Genomic DNA, 16,798 nt, shown 5'->3' with positions numbered 1-16,798 from the left:
TGTTTAATCCTATCATATTGTGAAACAGGCAACAATTGTTTGAAACGCTTCAAATCGACAAATTAAAGAACGTCTTCTTTGAGAACGGTTTCATTTTTCTCGGAGGCTATCATTTGGAAAATTGGATTAAACACTTCATACTAATATGTATCACTAAAGGGGGATTTGAATATGCGATGGAATCAAGTAGATCCACAAGCTCATGTCGAAGTACTCGTTGTCGGTATTTCAGGAAACCAGCCGGTCGAGGAACGGATCCGGTCACTTTATCCGGATCGTTTGGATGAATGGGTACGCCGAGGGGATATCTCAACGAAACAAGGAGAACTCCGCTTGTTGCCGACACTGACGGGAACCGTGGAACGTGTGTTGTTCGTCGGTCTTGGGAAAGCCGAAGGACTTACGACAGACAGCCTTCGCCGATTATTCGGAAAAGCAGCTCAGTTCTTGAAAGCACGCCAGTTATCCAAAGTGACGATTGATGCGACGACTTTCCCGGGTCAACCGGTCGAACTGATTGCTGAGACGTTTGGCTTAGCTACATATGAAGTCAAACATTATAAAACAAACACGCGGGGCACATATGATCTGGATTTAACAATCTGGTCAGACGCGGGAGATCAGGATGTTGTACGTGGGGAAGCACTTGCGCAAGCGACGAATCTCGCGCGCCGTCTCGTCACGATGCCGGGTAACCTGTTGACTGCACCTGCTTTGGCGGATGAAGCCCGCTTTATTGCCGAGCGTCACGGGCATGATTTGAAGATTCTTGAAAAAACAGATATGGAAGCGCTCGGGATGGGTGCATTGCTTGCCGTCAATCAAGGGTCGACAATTCCACCGAAACTGATTGTCCTTGAATACAAAGGAGCAGGCGACGAGGCTCCGATTGCCGTCGTCGGAAAAGGTGTGACTTTCGATACAGGCGGTTACTCGATTAAACCAAAAGACGGAATCGTCGGGATGAAAGGGGATATGGGAGGAGCCGCAGCCGTCCTCGGATTGTTTGAAGCCCTCGGTCAGCTTAAACCGAATGTAAACGTCTTGGGAGTCATTCCGGCGACGGATAACATGATTTCCGGTGATGCTTTTAAACCGGATGATGTCATCACGTCAATGGCAGGAAAAACGATTGAAATCCTGAACACCGATGCGGAAGGACGCCTTGTCCTGGCAGATGCCGTCACCTACGCCAAAGAATACAAGCCGAAGATGATCATTGACCTTGCGACGCTGACAGGCGGAGTCTTAGTGGCACTTGGAACAGAAATCACAGGGGCATTGACGAATGATGCTGATCTGTACGAACGATTTGAAGCCGTGACACAAGAGACAAACGAAATGGTCTGGCAGATGCCGTACGTTGATCAGTTCATCAAGCAGGTCCGACGCTCGGACGTCGCAGACTTAAATAACTCACCGGGACGGATGGGACATATGATTTTCGGTGGTGCGTTTGTCGGTGAATTTGTCGGTGAGACCCCGTGGCTCCACCTTGATATCGCCGGAACATCCGAACAAAAAGCCGCGACGGAACTTGGTCCAAAAGGGGCGACCGGTGTCATGGTCCGCAGTCTGTATCATTTCGTCGAACGCGAAAAATGATGCGCGTCAACAGCGTCCTCATTTTAATGACAATCGTTAGTATCGTCTGGTACCTGGATGCACGGGAACAGATTTCTTTAGCGGCAGCGACTTTTTTTGGTGTCTTTATGATTTTATCGCTCCTTAAGAGTCTGCGGGAGAAGTCCAATGGACGTCACCGGAATTGATGCGGCGAAAGCCGGATGGGTGGCTGTATCGATTCAAGACGGTCAGTTTTCCTGGACGGTCGCTCCGTCACTCGACGAAATCGAATGCGGAACCCGGACCTATATCGATATGCCGATTGGACTGGAAGAAGACAAACGCCGGGCAGTCGATCAGTTGTTACGGGAAGAATTGAAGCCTGGCCGAACGAGCAGTGTCTTTAATGCCCCGTTGCGTGCAGCACTGGAGCAAGCCGGTTATCCGGAAGCAAACGAGTATTCGAAGCAGCAGGCAGGTTTCGGTCTCTCCAAACAAGCGTGGTATCTGTTACCGAAAATCCAACAGGTACGGAACTGTTATCGACCGGGCATGGTGGAATCCCATCCGGAAGTCTGTTTTGCCCGCCTGACCGGTCATCCGGCACGTCACAGTAAACGGACGGTCGAGGGAATGGCAGAGCGGGCAGAACTGTTGCGACGGTACGGTTGTCCGGCTTACTGGGAACTAAATGTGCGCGGTGTCGCGACAGACGACTGGATCGATGCCTGTCTCCTGGCAGTTGCTGCCACGTTACCGGCAGTCTATGTGCCGGACGATCGTCCGGTTGATTCGATGGGATTTCCGTTATATGCCGCATTACCGAAAAAAATCACCTTCACCGAAATGGTGTAGGTGATCCTTTGATAAAGTCCCAAAGATAATGAAAAATCCTCGCGTTGTGTAACGCTTTGATGATGACCGCAATCAAGGGACCTAAAATCAATCCGAAGACGCCGAACACCTGAATACCGACAAATAAGGCGATTAAGGCGGTGATCGGTTGAATACCGATGTTATCGCCGACGATTTTAGGTTCCATGATATTGCGTTGTAAGATGACGATTCCGTAAAGAATCGCAAGACCGATGGCAAGACCCGTATCTCCCGTAATGATGGAATAGGCAATCCAAGGCAAAAAGACGGAGCCGGTTCCAAGATAGGGTAAGATGTCAAAAAATGCCGCGATAAAGGCGATCGCAAACGGATGCTCGACTCCGATGATCAACAGTCCGATCAGGACGATGAAAAATGTAATCGTAATCAATGTCAGTTGCGCTTTGATATAACCGAACAAAGCGGACCGGAGACTCGTGACAACCGATTCGGCACGGGCGAACCATGGTAACATTTCGTATTGCTTCAATCTGATTTCGTACTTGTGCCAGTCTTTTGAGATGAAGAACCAGGCGAGCAAGACGATGACTAAAATCAACGCGATGGAGGGTAATGTCGCTAAAATCGTCTGCAACATCCCGGCGACACTTTTGGAGCCTTCACCGATCGCACTGGCAAGGGAACTGCCGAGGGACTGGATACTGTTTTGGACCGTATTTTGTTGTGACGGTTCAAGTGAGCGAAGGGCTTCCGACGCATCGTTCCAAATCGGTGCCAGCTTTTCGTTGTAGAGTTTTTGGAAATAAAGACTCAGCTCCTGGATTTGTGCCGGCAGCTGATTGGCGACAAACACAAGTCCACGAATCAACTGCATGATGATCAAGACGAGCGAGCCGATCAATAAACCGCTCATTAAAATGATGGACAGCAGAGCACCCCAACCGCGGTTGATCCGAAGTCGTTTTTGGAAAAAGTCGACGAGCGGCCGACTGAATAAAGCCAATAGAAAAGCAAAGACGAACGGGTACATGAAAGAAGACAAGCGAACGATCAGCCAACCGGTGAAAAAGATGGCAAGGATGACGCCAATGAAACGGGCTAATTGCCACAAACGTTCAGTCGACATAAGCAACACCTCTTACTATGTATGGAATGTCATCATCATATCATGTTTGTCAGACGAACGTATCGTTCAAAAGGGGAGGAATTCAGATGAAACGAAAAGAAATGGGATTACTCGTCTCGCTCGCCGTTGCGAGCGGACTGGCTGTTCGGGAATGGCGGAAGAACCAACAGTTTACGAAACGATTTAAGGAACAATCGGAAGACCGGCTTGTGAAGGGACTGGCGGAGGTGCAGGACGATGCAGGAGATGATTCTTCTTCAACAAAAGGTTGATGAAACGATTCGAGCGCTCGGAGGATATTTTCGCCCGTTATCTGGATTAGCCCGTTTGATTGAGGAGGTCGGTGAAGTCGGGGAGGCGCTCGAAACCGGAGACGAGTCGTCGTTTCAAGCGGAACTGGTCGATGTCCTGATGATTTCGACCTGTCTTGCGAATCAATACGTGACGGATTTGGCACAGCAACATCAACAGCTCGGGACGATCGAAGACGAGGTGCGAGGTTCGTTTTACCGCCTTGTTCATGAAACGGGGCAGGTCGCTCGTGTCATGAACGGATATGAAGGTGACAAGCCGCCGAAAAAGACGGAAGACGTCATTCCGATCGGGACATCGCTCGCCCGTCTCCAGCGTGAACTGTTCCGGTTGGCCCGTCCCCTCGGAATCAACCTCCTGAAAGAAATCGACCGGACAAACGAGAAGAATCTGAATCGTGACCGTAAACGGTTTGCTTTGACACGTGATCCGGTGACAGAAGCGACGATTGATCACTTCCGAAGCGCAACGGGCAATACGGAACGTCTCTGGGGTGCACCCGTCCATGAAAGCGGCCTCTCGCTCGAGGCGCATATTCGGGCGTCACTGCCGTCGTTACGCCGGTTCTTGCGTTGTGCCCGGATTGAAGGCATTGATGGATTCGTCATCGAGGCTCCGATCGAGCGGACTGACAGTTTACGAAGCGTCAAAGATCAGGCTGATGAAATCGGACGAATCATTAAGGAACAGACACCGCTGTCGTTTAAAGAAGCACCGTACCGGATTGATGTCTATGCCCCTCAACTCGGTCCGGTATCGCCGTATCATGCGGAAGACGACCACCGGATGTTTATCGTCCTACATGTCGATGAGTAACTAAAAAAGAAGCATCCTTTCCCAATTTGGAATGGATGCTTCTTTTGGTGTAGATCATCTTGAGGGATTCGATAGTTCGACCTGTTTCTGATTCAAGTGTTGCATGAAACGGTTGATCCGGTGAATCGCCTGTTGGAGCTGTTCGATCGAACTGGCATAACTGGCCCGGACATAACCTTCTCCACTTGCACCGAATACAGAACCGGGGACGACCGCGACGCGTTCCGCAAGCAACAGTTGCTCTGCGAATTCCTCACTCGTCAAACCGGTTCCGCCGATGTACGGGAAGGCATAGAACGCCCCACCCGGTGAATGCGTCGGCAGTCCGGCGTCATTTAACGCTTTGACGAAATAGTTCCGCCGTTGCCGGTAACTGCGGACCATATCCGGAACTGTCTTATGACGCGAACGTAAGGCTTCGATTCCGGCGAACTGAACGAGCGTCGGGGCACACATCATGCCATACTGATGAACTTTCAGCATCGCCTGGCTGATAGCGGGCGGGGCACAGGTAAAACCGAGCCGCCAACCGGTCATCGCAAAGGCTTTAGAAAACCCGTTGATGACAATCGTCCGTTCCCGCATATCGGGAAGGGTCGCAAAACAAGTCGGCTCGTCTTCATAAGAAAGTTCAGCGTAGATTTCATCGCTGATGACATAAAGATCATGTTTCTTGGCAAGCAACGCGAGATCAGCCAATTGATCGCGTGTCATGACGGAACCGGTCGGATTGGACGGGAAACAAAAGATGATCGCTTTTGTCCGGTCTGTGATGACCGCTTCAATCGTTTCCGGCTGAATCGTAAATCCGTCTTCTGCACGACAGGCTGCCGCGACAGGAATACCGCCTGCCAGTTCAATCAATGGAGCATACGAGACGAAGGCCGGTTCAACGACGATGACTTCGTCTCCCGGATTGATCAACGTCCGAAAGGCTAAATCGAGTCCTTCCGAAGCACCGGTCGTGACGATGATTTCGTCCGCGACCTGATAGTCAATCGAAAATTTTTCTTGCATGTACAAACGGATCTCCTGGCGTAATTCGACTAATCCGGCATTGGCACTGTATGCCGTATAACCTTGTTCGAGCGCAGCGAAACTGGCTTCCCGGACATTCCAGGGGGTGACAAAATCAGGTTCGCCGACACCAAGCGAGATGACATCTTCCATCGAACCGGCTAAATCAAAAAAACGCCGGATACCGGAAGGGGCCAATCGTTCGACACGTTCAGATAAATGTTTCATGGAGACACCTTCAATCGTTTGTCCCCGTCATCCTGGCTGAATAAAACGCCGTCATGTTTATACGTTTTGAGACGGAAATGGGTTGTCGTCGAAATGACAGAATCGAGTGTCGATAATTTTTCTGAGACGAACTGTGATACTTCCTGCAGGGATTTTCCGTCAAGGACGACTTGTAAATCGTATGCTCCTGACATCAAATAGAGTGACGTCACTTCCGGGAAGCGGTGGATGCGTTCTGCGACCTCATCAAAGCCGCGTCCCCGTTTCGGTGTCACTTTGACATCGATGAAAGCGGTCACGCCATGGTGAGCATGGATTTTTTGCCAGTCGATAACGGCTGTATAACCGAGCAGGACCCCGTCTTGTTTAAACGTCTCGAGTGAAGATGACACCTCTTCCTCTGTCAAATTAAGCATTTGAGCAGCTAAGACAGGATCGACCGGTCCATTCTGCGTCAATAATTCCAGTAGTTCTAGTTGTTTGTCTGTGTACACAATCATCACTCGCTTTCTGTCAGGTTGCCATGGAACGTCCGGCGTGTCTCGCGTAGCCGGGAGCGACGTTCCTCTTGTACGATGTGGAAATTTTTCATATCAGTTGTCGGGAGATGATGCTTTTCGACGAGTCGGTCAAAATAGACGCGACGCGACGCATCCTGCTTAGCCGATTGGTGGTTGCCCGCAGGATTAAACGCATACAGGACGGTTGCCCGGGCCGGGTGCAGAACGAGATGATCCTGTCCGACACGCAAAATCCAGTCCCAATCCCAATAGTTGAAGACGTCTTCATCAAATAAACCAAGTTTTTCATGAAGTGACTTGCGATAGAGGGAACCGGACGGGATATAGGTCGAATCCTCTTTCATCGCTTCCCGGTCATACGGATAAGCAAAAGGTTCCGTCGTTTTTACGACACGCCGGTCCTGTTGCCACTCGTAAGTGAACAGTTCGGCATCGACGTACGTCAAGTCCGCACCGGCCTCAAGATCGCCGACAACTTCCTCGATATGTGAAGGCAACAATAAATCGTCGTCGTCGTGGAGAAGGATATACTTTCCTGTTGCTAACGAGACACCGTGATTTCGTGCCCGGACATGGTGGTTTTCCGGCAAATCGATTGACGTGATTGTCAGTTTGTCCTGAAAGTCAGTCAGGACAGGAGTCAGCGGCTCGCCGTTATTGTTTAAGATGATGACTTCAAAATCCTGATAGATTTGTTTTGTCAGTGCGGTCAGTGCTTCGCGCAACTCACGCAATCTGTTATATGTGGGGATGATGACTGAGACCATCGGCATTTAAGTCGTCTCCTTAGAACAAAGACACCCTTGAAATTCAGGTGTCCTTGTGAGATATTTACATTTTTTCTTCGATTGTCGGAAGTAAGTCATTCCATTCAGCGTCAGCTTCTTTTGTGACGGTGACGAAATCACCGTATGCAAATAGATTATCGATGCCGTCAATCGTAATGAGTGATGCGAGCAAAGCATCTTCCGGTGTATCCCCTTTTTTGACGCTGGTGCTCTTGGCACCGAAACGGTCTCCGTCGAGGGTGATTTTTACTGAGTTCGGGTTAGGCGTGTAGTCAACTTGCATAATCAGTCTCCTTTCAAAGTTCACACGAAGCTTCACATAAAAGTAAGTTCGTTGCGAGTAAAATCAATTCCTGCTGATCCGGTCGTTCATCAAATGATTCTTCAAAAACGCTCCCGATTGCTTCCGCAAGCGGGCTTATTTGATCATGAACCGTCAGTAAGCTTAGTATAGCAGACATTTCCGTCGGATAATTTCCTTCTCCTAGGTGAAATGGATCATATTTTTTTAAAAGTTCTTCTGAACTCATAATCACTAAAACTCCTTATCTCAATATATCTCAAAAGGCGGTAGTCCGCCTTTTCAAATTTGTTTGACCTGAATTTCAATGCAAGGGCTTATTTTTCCGGCATTTAGTGATAACCTATATCTTGTAGATAAATAGGTTTAAAAATGCCTGAAACGTCTATATATAGAGTGAAGATTGAATAACACTTTCTATATGTAGGGCGTCTTTTTTTAGTTTAGCGCATTTTTTACGGCAACGGAACCTATTTTAAAGTTAGAGAATGGGAGTGGTTCATAGTGGCATCTCCACTGAATACAGCACGCATCTATCAAGGTGCAATGACAATAGAAGATGTATATACGGTCATCCGTCAGATTACAGCATCATACTCGGAGCTCGACGTCGAGCGTTACACAGAACGCGCGATTCGGGCACTCGAAGGGAAGACGTTACAGGCGGATCAAGTCTATGAACTCTTAACCATGCATGCACTTGACATGTTGAAGGCAGAAGAACCGAACTGGACGTTTGTTGCGACAGCAACGTACTTGAACCGGTTGTATCTTGAAGCGAGTGAAAACCGCGGCTATGCAGCGGACGAACGGTACGGCTCGCTATATCACTTGATTGAAAAATTAACGGAGATTGGTATTTTCACACCCCACCTTCTGGAGACGTATTCGAAAGAAGAAGTCGAGGAACTTGCGGCATCGATTGACCCGTCACGTGATCATCTGTTCACGTATATCGGACTCCGGACATTATCCGACCGTTACTTAGCGCGCGACCACGTCAAGAAATTATACGAATTGCCGCAGGAACGTTTTATGATCATCGCGATGACACTCATGCAGACAGAACCAAAAGACCGCCGGATCGAGCTCGTCAAAGAGTCTTACTGGGCACTTTCGAATCTCTACATGACTGTTGCGACACCGACTTTATCGAATGCCGGTAAATCATACGGACAACTGTCATCATGTTTCATCGATACAGTCGATGATTCGTTGCGGGGTATCTATGATTCGAATACCGATGTTGCGACACTGTCAAAAGGCGGCGGCGGAATCGGTGTCTACATGGGGAAAATCCGTTCACGCGGGTCAGACATTAAAGGATTTAAAGGAGTTTCAAGCGGTGTCATTCCGTGGATGAAACAGTTGAACAACACAGCGGTCAGCGTCGATCAGCTCGGTATGCGCCAAGGTTCAATCGCCGTTTATCTCGATATTTGGCATAAAGATATTCTTGAGTTCCTCGATGCGAAATTGAACAACGGGGACGAACGGTTGCGGACACATGACTTGTTCACAGGCGTCAGCTTACCGGACCATTTCATGCGGACGGTCGAAGCGCGCGGTGACTGGTACTTGTTCGACCCGCACGAAATTCGGACGGTGATGGGCTTCAGCCTGGAAGATTCGTTTGATGAAACGGAACAAGGCGGCAGCTTCACGGAGAAATACACAGCGTGTGTCAATGAACCGCGTCTGAGCCGGACGAAAGTACCGGCGATTGATCTCGTCAAACGCTATATGCGTTCGCAGCTCGAAACAGGCACACCGTACATGTTCTTCCGTGATGCAGTAAACCGTGCCAACCCGAACAAACATGCGGGAATGATTTATTCGTCTAACCTCTGTTCGGAAATCATGCAAAACATGAGCCCGACGACTGTCACAGAAGAGTACACGGAAGACGGCAAAATCATCATCACGAAAACACCGGGCGATTTCGTTGTTTGTAACTTATCTTCGATTGCGCTTGCGCGTGCTGTCCGTGAAAATGTATTGGAACGGTTGATTCCGATTCAAATGCGGATGCTTGATAACGTCATCGATTTAAATACGATTGACGTGCCGCAAGCACAGATTACGAATCAAAAATACCGCGCCGTCGGTCTCGGAACATTCGGCTGGCATCATCTGCTCGCTCTCGAAGGCATCCGCTGGGAGTCGGTCGAGGCTGTTCAGTATGCCGATCGTCTTTACGAAAAAATTGCGTACTTGACGATTGATGCGTCTATGCAACTGGCGAAAGAAAAAGGCGCTTACCGTCTCTTTGAAGGATCGGAATGGCAGACAGGGGAATACATCGCCCGCCGTCACTACAAAACAACGACTGAACTGAACTGGGATCGTCTGCAAGCCGACATCACAGAACACGGTATGCGAAATGCCTATCTGATGGCAGTCGCCCCGAACTCGTCGACGGCAATCATCGCCGGAAGTACGGCTTCGATCGATCCGATTTACAAGAAGGTTTATGCGGAAGAGAAGAAAAACTACAAGATTCCAGTCACAGTGCCCGATTTGACACCGGAAACGAACTGGTTCTATAAATCAGCGTTTGAGATTGATCAGCTTTGGAGCATCCGTCAAAATGCCTCACGCCAACGTCATATTGACCAAGCAATCAGCTTTAATCTCTACGTCAAAAACAGTGTCAAAGCAAAAGAGTTACTCGAGATGCACATGGAGGCATGGCAGCTGGGGATGAAGACGATTTACTACACACGTTCGACGACCGTCGAAATCGATGAATGTGAGTCGTGTTCATCATAAGAGAAGGAGGACGATATCATGAAGGCAGCAATCGTATATGCGTCAATGAGCGGAAATACAGAGGAGGTTGCGGAACTGATTGCAAAAGCATGTTCCGAAATGCAGGTCGAACCGACGATGATCTTTGCCGATGATGTGACGACGTATCAGCTGGTCCCTTATGATATCGTCTATTTTGGTTCGTACACCTGGGGAGACGGACAATTGCCGGATGAGATGCGGGATTGTCTGAAGCTGGTCTTAAAGGAAAGTCCGCACGCGATTCCGCAGGCGGCTGTCTTTGGGACGGGTGATAAAATGTTTGTCAAATATTGCCGCGCCGTCGATGAGATGGCGTATCATCTCGCGAAGTTCGGGGTACCGCTCGCAGGTGAATTACTCAAAATCGAACAATCGCCGCGAAACCGGCCGCACATGGTCAAAGAGTGGACACGCCGAACACTACTGCAATTACAGCAAGAGGGAGCCGAACAACATGGAACAACTACAAAAAATCAAACTGCTTGATGCCCGTCATCCAAATCGTGCGACAGCGATCATCGGTGGCGAGACAAGCTCGATCGTCAACTGGAACGACATCGCATATCCGCAGTTTTATTCGATCTATAAACAACTGTTATCGAACTTCTGGATTCCGGACGAAATTTCGATGTCAAAAGACATGCAACAGTGGAATCAATTGAGCGAGCGGGAACAGGATGCGTTTAAGCGGATCATCGGTCTGTTATCGATTCTTGACTCTGTCCAGACCCGCTATATCCTGGAGTCGGCAATGTTTACGTCAGACGCCTCGATTCATGCGATCCTCGCGATTGTGGCCCAACAGGAAGTCGTGCATAACCAATCGTACAGCTACGTGCTGTCGAGTCTCGTACCGTTGTCAGAACAAAACCGGATCTTCGACATCGCCAAAGATGATGACATGGTCATGAAGCGGAATGCTTTTATTCTAGATCTGTATGAAGATTTCCAAAACGACCGGACACCGGAAAACTTTGCGAAATCACTCGTCGCCTCAATCGTTCTTGAAGGAATCAACTTCTACTCCGGATTTGCGTTCTTTTATAACCTGGCGCGCCATCAGAAAATGGTCGGAACGTCGACGATGATCAGTTATATCCAACGCGACGAGTTGCAACACTCGTACTTCATCAGTCAGCTGTTACGTGCCGTCTTGACAGAACATCCGCAAATCGATGCCGACGGTTCATTCACGAAGTTCGTCTATGCCACATTCGAGCGTGCTGTTGATCTCGAAATCGAGTGGAGTGAATACGTGTTACGTGACTTGGACGGACTTGATGTCAGCGAGATGCGTGACTATGTCAAATACCTCGCCAACAAACGTCTCCGTGTCATCGGGCTCGACGATCTGTATGAAGGACATGATGAAGACGTCATGCCATGGATCCGGGCGTATTCCGACGACTCGATGAATGCGACGAAATCCGATTTCTTCGAGCAAAAATCACGGTCATATGCGAAAGTGACGGATGCAAACGGATTTGACGATTTGTAAGCCATTCCCGAATCTTTATTTTTTGATTGCTTCACCGTGAAATTTCCTTTACGCTAGGACAGGTGAGGTCATGCTCGACTCCTGCGGAAATACAAGTCAATCCTGACCCTGGAAGATGCATCGCATCTGAAGCGGCATGATGGCTTGTCCGCGGAAAGCGGGCAGACCGGACCTGTCCTTTTTGCGTGAAAAAGTAAGTTGAAACAAAAAAGGGCCGGACTCGAAAAGTCCGGCAGAATCAGGGGGAATACTTGAAGTCTTGCTACTAATTTGTTCCCTGGTAAAATAAAAAATAAACAATTTGAAAAATATTTTTTACCATCCGTAAAAAGTATGTTATTATAAGTTGATGAATTTAGTTAGGGAGTGTATAAACTATGGCAAACTTTGAAAAAGACCAAGTCGTTACTGGTAAAGTAACTGGTATTCAAAACTTCGGTGCTTTCGTAGCACTTGACGAGCAAACACAAGGTCTCGTCCACATCTCAGAAATCTCACACGATTACGTAAAAGACATCAACGATTACGTAAAAGTTGGCGATGAAGTAACTGTTAAAGTTCTCGACATCGACGAAGCTAACAAAAAAATGAAGCTTTCGATCAAAGCAACACAGGAAGCTCCAAAACGCGAAGCACGCGCTAAAGGCCCACGCAAAAACACTGGCCGTCGCGATGCAGGTCCTGCTTTCAAACAAGAAGAAGCTCCTGGCTTCAACGTGTTAAAAGGCAAATTGGAAGAATGGATTGAAAAATCAAACTTCCAAAAATAAGATTTTGAAAGGGAATCGACATCGGTCGGTTCTCTTTTTTTGCGTTATAAGCATTAAAATAGATGCAAAAGGGGAATGTGTGGATAATGTAAGGTGTTCATTACTTATCAAGGGGGCAACACACAATGGAAAACTTCGAATATCGTAATCCAACGAAACTTATTTTTGGTGACGGTCAAGTCAACAAAATCAAAGACGAATTGAAAGCTTTAGATGCTAAAAAAGTCATGCTCGTATTTGGCGGCGGCAGTATCAAACGTAATGGTGTCTATGATGACGTCACGCGCGAACTCAATGCGGCAGGAATCGAATACGTCGAATGCGACGGCGTCGAACCAAATCCACGCATCGAGACAGCAGAACGCGGTATTAAAATCGCACGTGAAGCTGGCGTTGACGCATTGCTCGCTCTTGGTGGCGGTTCTGTCATCGACTGCACGAAATTAATCGCTGCAGGTATCCCTTACGAGGGTGAAGCATGGGATCTCGTCATCGGTAAAGCGACACCTGAAACAGTGATCCCGTTTGGAACAGTCTTGACGCTCGCTGCGACAGGTTCAGAAATGAACTCAGGTTCTGTTATCACGAACTGGAAGACACAAGAGAAATACGGTTGGGGCAGCCCGTTGACGTTCCCGACATTCTCAATCCTTGATCCAAAGTACACTGTCAGCGTTCCGAAAGATCAAACGATTTACGGAATCGTCGACATGATGAGTCATTGCCTCGAGCAATATTTCCACACGGCGCATGCACCGGTTCAAGAGCGGATGACGGAAGGTGTCATGAAAGCAGTCGTTGAAGCTGCACCGAAACTTGTCAACGATCTTGAAAACGTTGAACTCCGCGGTACGATCCTGTTTGCCGGTACGATGGCACTCAACGGTGTTCTTCAAATGGGCGCACGCGGCGACTGGGCGTCACACAACATTGAGCACGCGGTCTCAGCGGTTCACGACATCCCGCATGCAGGCGGTCTGGCGATTCTCTTCCCGAACTGGATGCGTCATGTTCTTGATGAGTCAAACGCACACCGTTTCGTTACGCTCGGTGAAAACGTCTTTGATGTCGATACGACAGGTAAATCAGAAATGGAAGCAGCACACGCTACAATCGATGCAATCAGTGCATTCTGGACATCACTTGGTGCACCAAACCGCCTTGCGGATTATGACATCAAAGAAGAAACGGTCGATTCAATCGTGAAGTCAGCGATGACACGTGGAGACTTTGGTAACTTCAAATCACTTGGCAACGAAGATGTTCGTCAAATCGTAACAGCTGCTTTGTAAGCGTCATAACATTTGCTAATCTTTTCACAAAAGACTTGAACGACCTTCCTTCTTGCGTTTTAATGAAAAGGAAGGTCGCATTTGTTTGCGAATGAATAAGGAGGACGAGTGAATGACAACGGTACGTTTTGATTATTCGAAGGCCCTACAATTCGTAGGACAACATGAAGTGGACTATATGGCGGATACGGTAAAAACATTACACGGAGCAATCCACAACGGCACAGGTGCCGGCAGCGATTTCTTAGGATGGGTCGATTTACCGACAAACTATGACAAAGCGGAATTTGAAAAAATTCAGGCGGCGGCTGAAAAAATCAAGTCGGATTCAGATGTCTTGTTAGTCGTCGGGATCGGCGGATCGTATCTCGGAGCACGTGCTGCAATTGAGATGCTCGGTCATTCGTTCCACAACTTACTGTCAAAAGACGAGCGGAAAGCACCGCAAATCATTTATGCCGGACATAACATTTCTTCGACGTACTTACACGATTTGTTCCAAGTACTTGAAGGAAAAGATGTTTCGGTCAACATCATCTCAAAATCAGGGACAACGACGGAACCAGCGATTTCATTCCGTCTCCTGAAAACATTTATGGAAGACAAGTACGGTAAAGCCGGAGCGAAGGACCGGATTTATGCGACGACGGATAAAGCACGTGGTGCCCTGAAGACACTTGCTGACTCGGAAGGATACCAGACATTTGTGATTCCGGATGACGTTGGCGGTCGTTTCTCTGTCTTGACACCGGTTGGTTTATTACCGATTGCAGCTGCCGGCATTTCGATTGAAGACTTGATGGCAGGTGCGCGTGATGCGCAAGTTCAGTTCTCAAATGAGAACTTGGCGGAAAACGAAGCGTACCAGTACGCGGTCGTTCGAAACGCATTATATGCGAAAGGAAAAACAATCGAGTTGCTCGTCAACTATGAACCTGCTTTACACTATGTGTCGGAGTGGTGGAAACAGTTGTACGGAGAGTCAGAAGGAAAAGACTTTAAAGGGATCTTCCCGGCAGCAGTCGACTTCTCAACGGATCTTCACTCGATGGGACAATACGTTCAAGAAGGACGTCGTGATTTGTTCGAAACGGTCATCAAAGTCGGACAAGCGCGTCATACCTTGACGATTGAAAAAGATGCACAGGATTTGGACGGCTTAAACTTCCTTGAAGGCAAGTCGATTCAATTCGTCAACGACAAGGCAGCAGAAGGAACGTTGCTTGCCCACACAGATGGACAAGTTCCGAACCTGACAGTTGAGTTGCCGGAGATGACACCGTATCATCTCGGATTCTTGTTCTACTTCTTTGAAAAGGCATGTGCAATGAGTGGATACCTGCTTGGTGTCAACCCATTCGATCAGCCGGGTGTGGAAGCGTACAAGAAAAACATGTTTGCCTTGCTTGGTAAACCTGGATTTGAAGCAGAAAAAGCAGAGCTTGAAGCTCGCTTGAAATAAGAAGCCGGACATCTCTCGATTCAGAGGGATGTCTTTTTTTGTCATTCTGGCAAATTCCTACGCACTTTCACTTTTAGAATGCTTTCGAAACAGGTAAAGTGAAGAGAGAAGAAGAAATGAGGTGCACGCACGTGATTACGTTTTTAGATTATTATCAAAATCGGGTTGAACTGAGTTTTGAGGACCATCCGTTTTCAGTCCATCCGCTTCATGTCTGGGTCATTGCCGTGTACGAAGGGAAATGGTTACTGACACATCATAAGCAACGGGGCTACGAATTTCCGGGTGGAAAGGTCGAACCGGGGGAAACGGCCGAGGAAGCAGCGCACCGGGAAGTCATGGAAGAGACAGGGGGACATATCGAACGTCTCCAGTACATCGGACAATACCGGGTTGAAGGTCGGGGGGATACGATCATCAAGAATATCTACTTCGCCGAAATCGCATCCTTGGTGCCGCATCTTGCTGTCGATGAGACGGACGGTGCCTATTTACTAGACGATATCCCGAAACGTTTAGATACGAACCGCCAATACAGCTTCATGATGAAGGACCGTGTCCTTCCGGAGACTCTTCGTGTACTCGCCGAACGCCGACTGGTTTGAGCTCCCCCGCCAGGGACCGTTTCGTACCTTTCGGGTCTTTTATGAAACATCCGACGGAGAACGGGTCGGGGCGTACATCATCTTACCGGTTCGGGCGAACGGACAAGGTCTCTTGTATTTACGTGGTGGGACACGTAATATCGGCATGGTTCGGCCGACCCGCTTAATGCAGTTCGCGCAAGCCGGTTATTTGGTCATGGCTCCTTTTTATCGCGGTAACTTAGGGGGGACCGGAAAAGAAGATTTTGGACAACGGGATATCCTTGACGCCATCAGTGCTTTTGATTGGCTCGATCAATATGTCGAGCGGACATCGGTATTTGGCTTTTCCCGCGGCGGTCAGATGGCGCTTTTACTGGCGCATCATCGTGAAGTCGCCCGGACAGTTTCCTGGGCCGGCGTGACGAATTTGATTTGGACGTATGAAGAACAACGGACGATGCAAAAAATGCTCAGACGATTTACCGGTGGCGTTCCAGAGCAACGGCTGGAGGCATATCGCGTCCGGTCACCACTCTATTTTCCGCCGCAAGGAGACGTCTTATTGATTCATGGATTGTACGATCAAAACGTTCGGTTGCGGCATGCGACGAACTATGCAGCCCGCTATCCGGAAAAGACCCGTTTATGGGTATATCAATATGCGCATCAATTTCCAATCCATCAAAAAATGCTTGTGACGAAACAAGTCATCGATTGGATGTTATCCAAGTAAAAGGATTCGTGAAAACATCTCAGTGCCTCGCATTGAGATGTTTTTTTCTCCAAATGATGGGAACATTGATATGTTTTAAAAAAGAGATTTTTTAAGGGAAAACGATATTTGATATACTAGAACATATAAAATAAGCCAGATTAACGGATTT

19 protein-coding genes are annotated in these 16,798 nt (G+C 48.3%); 13 read left to right on the top strand and 6 right to left on the bottom strand.

All coding sequences use genetic code 11. The annotated features are described in order from the left end of the window. The first annotated feature begins 171 nt into the window (after positions 1-171). Genes AC3IRK_RS12040 through AC3IRK_RS12030 form a run of 3 tightly spaced genes read left to right on the top strand, consistent with a single transcriptional unit; the run spans position 172 to position 2,421 of the window. The gene (locus AC3IRK_RS12040) at positions 172-1,605 is read left to right on the top strand and encodes a leucyl aminopeptidase (protein ID WP_131972360.1); all 1,434 of its coding nucleotides are present in this window, start codon (positions 172-174) and stop codon (positions 1,603-1,605) included. A 26-nt stretch (positions 1,606-1,631) separates the two neighbouring features. Continuing rightward, positions 1,632-1,772 carry a hypothetical protein gene (locus AC3IRK_RS12035; protein ID WP_489170002.1) on the top strand — a complete coding sequence of 47 codons (141 nt, stop codon included), beginning with the start codon at positions 1,632-1,634 and terminating at the stop codon, positions 1,770-1,772. Beyond that, positions 1,753-2,421 carry a DUF429 domain-containing protein gene (locus AC3IRK_RS12030; protein ID WP_131502131.1) on the top strand — a complete coding sequence of 223 codons (669 nt, stop codon included), beginning with the start codon at positions 1,753-1,755 and terminating at the stop codon, positions 2,419-2,421. Before AC3IRK_RS12035 ends, AC3IRK_RS12030 begins: the two co-directional genes overlap by 20 nt. On the opposite strand, the gene ytvI is transcribed toward AC3IRK_RS12030, so the two are convergent. Then, positions 2,405-3,529: a sporulation integral membrane protein YtvI gene (gene ytvI, locus AC3IRK_RS12025; protein WP_131502130.1), complete on the bottom strand. Its 1,125-nt coding sequence runs from the start codon at positions 3,527-3,529 to the stop codon at positions 2,405-2,407. The genes AC3IRK_RS12030 and ytvI overlap by 17 nt on opposite strands. Before the next feature lie 86 nt (positions 3,530-3,615). Here ytvI and AC3IRK_RS12020 point away from each other — a divergent pair, with 86 nt between their 5' ends. Next, a complete protein-coding gene (locus AC3IRK_RS12020; RefSeq protein ID WP_131502129.1) occupies positions 3,616-3,801 on the top strand; it encodes a hypothetical protein in 186 nt (61 codons plus the stop codon). Beyond that, the gene (locus AC3IRK_RS12015) at positions 3,767-4,657 is read left to right on the top strand and encodes a MazG nucleotide pyrophosphohydrolase domain-containing protein (RefSeq protein ID WP_426353942.1); all 891 of its coding nucleotides are present in this window, start codon (positions 3,767-3,769) and stop codon (positions 4,655-4,657) included. The genes AC3IRK_RS12020 and AC3IRK_RS12015 overlap by 35 nt, the downstream gene beginning before the upstream one ends. 54 nt (positions 4,658-4,711) lie before the next feature. Here the strand turns inward: AC3IRK_RS12015 and AC3IRK_RS12010 are convergent, their stop codons facing one another. The 5 genes from AC3IRK_RS12010 to AC3IRK_RS11990 are packed head-to-tail and all read right to left on the bottom strand — an operon-like array spanning position 4,712 to position 7,741. Continuing rightward, positions 4,712-5,902 carry an aminotransferase gene (locus tag AC3IRK_RS12010; RefSeq protein ID WP_131972362.1) on the bottom strand — a complete coding sequence of 397 codons (1,191 nt, stop codon included), beginning with the start codon at positions 5,900-5,902 and terminating at the stop codon, positions 4,712-4,714. Beyond that, complete coding sequence (locus AC3IRK_RS12005) at positions 5,899-6,402, bottom strand: Lrp/AsnC family transcriptional regulator (RefSeq protein ID WP_131502127.1); 504 nt, start codon at positions 6,400-6,402, stop codon at positions 5,899-5,901. Before AC3IRK_RS12005 ends, AC3IRK_RS12010 begins: the two co-directional genes overlap by 4 nt. Further along, positions 6,402-7,196, bottom strand: coding sequence for a glycosyltransferase family 2 protein (locus AC3IRK_RS12000; protein WP_131502126.1), 795 nt, complete (start codon positions 7,194-7,196; stop codon positions 6,402-6,404). The genes AC3IRK_RS12005 and AC3IRK_RS12000 overlap by 1 nt, the downstream gene beginning before the upstream one ends. A gap of 58 nt (positions 7,197-7,254) precedes the next feature. Beyond that, complete coding sequence (locus AC3IRK_RS11995; RefSeq protein WP_026827667.1) at positions 7,255-7,494, bottom strand: NifU N-terminal domain-containing protein; 240 nt, start codon at positions 7,492-7,494, stop codon at positions 7,255-7,257. 13 nt (positions 7,495-7,507) lie between these two features. Beyond that, positions 7,508-7,741 carry a DUF1871 family protein gene (locus AC3IRK_RS11990; protein ID WP_114595187.1) on the bottom strand — a complete coding sequence of 78 codons (234 nt, stop codon included), beginning with the start codon at positions 7,739-7,741 and terminating at the stop codon, positions 7,508-7,510. Between the two features lie 317 nt (positions 7,742-8,058). Between AC3IRK_RS11990 and AC3IRK_RS11985 the strand changes: the two genes are divergently transcribed. The 8 genes from AC3IRK_RS11985 (at position 8,059) to AC3IRK_RS11950 (ending at position 16,647) form a co-directional block, all read left to right on the top strand. Beyond that, on the top strand, positions 8,059-10,284 hold the full coding sequence (locus AC3IRK_RS11985) for a ribonucleoside-diphosphate reductase subunit alpha (RefSeq protein WP_489170731.1): 2,226 nt from the start codon (positions 8,059-8,061) through the stop codon (positions 10,282-10,284). A gap of 18 nt (positions 10,285-10,302) precedes the next feature. Beyond that, entirely contained in the window at positions 10,303-10,791 is a 489-nt protein-coding gene (locus tag AC3IRK_RS11980) for a flavodoxin domain-containing protein (RefSeq protein WP_026827670.1), read from the top strand. After that, a complete protein-coding gene (locus tag AC3IRK_RS11975) occupies positions 10,760-11,803 on the top strand; it encodes a ribonucleotide-diphosphate reductase subunit beta (RefSeq protein WP_114595190.1) in 1,044 nt (347 codons plus the stop codon). Before AC3IRK_RS11980 ends, AC3IRK_RS11975 begins: the two co-directional genes overlap by 32 nt. A 377-nt stretch (positions 11,804-12,180) precedes the next feature. Next, on the top strand, positions 12,181-12,573 hold the full coding sequence (yugI, locus tag AC3IRK_RS11970) for a S1 domain-containing post-transcriptional regulator GSP13 (protein WP_014971071.1): 393 nt from the start codon (positions 12,181-12,183) through the stop codon (positions 12,571-12,573). A 125-nt stretch (positions 12,574-12,698) separates the two neighbouring features. Continuing rightward, positions 12,699-13,865 carry an iron-containing alcohol dehydrogenase gene (locus AC3IRK_RS11965; protein ID WP_131972364.1) on the top strand — a complete coding sequence of 389 codons (1,167 nt, stop codon included), beginning with the start codon at positions 12,699-12,701 and terminating at the stop codon, positions 13,863-13,865. Between the two features lie 112 nt (positions 13,866-13,977). Next, positions 13,978-15,327 (top strand): glucose-6-phosphate isomerase, encoded by a 1,350-nt coding sequence (locus AC3IRK_RS11960; RefSeq protein WP_188004621.1) that lies wholly within the window; start codon positions 13,978-13,980, stop codon positions 15,325-15,327. Positions 15,328-15,458: 131 nt separating this feature from the next. Further along, positions 15,459-15,932: an RNA deprotection pyrophosphohydrolase gene (ytkD, locus tag AC3IRK_RS11955; protein WP_114595193.1), complete on the top strand. Its 474-nt coding sequence runs from the start codon at positions 15,459-15,461 to the stop codon at positions 15,930-15,932. After that, entirely contained in the window at positions 15,904-16,647 is a 744-nt protein-coding gene (locus AC3IRK_RS11950; protein WP_188004620.1) for an alpha/beta hydrolase family protein, read from the top strand. Before ytkD ends, AC3IRK_RS11950 begins: the two co-directional genes overlap by 29 nt. Positions 16,648-16,798: the final 151 nt, after the last annotated feature.

The sequence above is a fragment of the Exiguobacterium sp. GL_137 genome, from assembly GCF_057834585.1.
The sequence above is the reverse complement of the archived record's forward strand: the minus strand, read 5'-3'. Positions and strand labels throughout refer to the sequence as shown.

Excerpts from the sequence above, each read along its gene's own strand:
- AC3IRK_RS12040 (WP_131972360.1), top strand. The coding sequence starts at position 172 with ATGCGATGGAATCAAGTAGATCCACAAGCTCATGTCGAAGTACTCGTT.
- AC3IRK_RS12035 (WP_489170002.1), top strand. The coding sequence starts at position 1,632 with ATGACAATCGTTAGTATCGTCTGGTACCTGGATGCACGGGAACAGATT.
- AC3IRK_RS12030 (WP_131502131.1), top strand. The coding sequence starts at position 1,753 with ATGGACGTCACCGGAATTGATGCGGCGAAAGCCGGATGGGTGGCTGTA.
- ytvI (WP_131502130.1), bottom strand. The coding sequence starts at position 3,529 with ATGTCGACTGAACGTTTGTGGCAATTAGCCCGTTTCATTGGCGTCATC.
- AC3IRK_RS12020 (WP_131502129.1), top strand. The coding sequence starts at position 3,616 with ATGAAACGAAAAGAAATGGGATTACTCGTCTCGCTCGCCGTTGCGAGC.
- AC3IRK_RS12015 (WP_426353942.1), top strand. The coding sequence starts at position 3,767 with ATGCAGGAGATGATTCTTCTTCAACAAAAGGTTGATGAAACGATTCGA.
- AC3IRK_RS12010 (WP_131972362.1), bottom strand. The coding sequence starts at position 5,902 with ATGAAACATTTATCTGAACGTGTCGAACGATTGGCCCCTTCCGGTATC.
- AC3IRK_RS12005 (WP_131502127.1), bottom strand. The coding sequence starts at position 6,402 with ATGATTGTGTACACAGACAAACAACTAGAACTACTGGAATTATTGACG.
- AC3IRK_RS12000 (WP_131502126.1), bottom strand. The coding sequence starts at position 7,196 with ATGCCGATGGTCTCAGTCATCATCCCCACATATAACAGATTGCGTGAG.
- AC3IRK_RS11995 (WP_026827667.1), bottom strand. The coding sequence starts at position 7,494 with ATGCAAGTTGACTACACGCCTAACCCGAACTCAGTAAAAATCACCCTC.
- AC3IRK_RS11990 (WP_114595187.1), bottom strand. The coding sequence starts at position 7,741 with ATGAGTTCAGAAGAACTTTTAAAAAAATATGATCCATTTCACCTAGGA.
- AC3IRK_RS11985 (WP_489170731.1), top strand. The coding sequence starts at position 8,059 with ATGACAATAGAAGATGTATATACGGTCATCCGTCAGATTACAGCATCA.
- AC3IRK_RS11980 (WP_026827670.1), top strand. The coding sequence starts at position 10,303 with ATGAAGGCAGCAATCGTATATGCGTCAATGAGCGGAAATACAGAGGAG.
- AC3IRK_RS11975 (WP_114595190.1), top strand. The coding sequence starts at position 10,760 with ATGGAACAACTACAAAAAATCAAACTGCTTGATGCCCGTCATCCAAAT.
- yugI (WP_014971071.1), top strand. The coding sequence starts at position 12,181 with ATGGCAAACTTTGAAAAAGACCAAGTCGTTACTGGTAAAGTAACTGGT.
- AC3IRK_RS11965 (WP_131972364.1), top strand. The coding sequence starts at position 12,699 with ATGGAAAACTTCGAATATCGTAATCCAACGAAACTTATTTTTGGTGAC.
- AC3IRK_RS11960 (WP_188004621.1), top strand. The coding sequence starts at position 13,978 with ATGACAACGGTACGTTTTGATTATTCGAAGGCCCTACAATTCGTAGGA.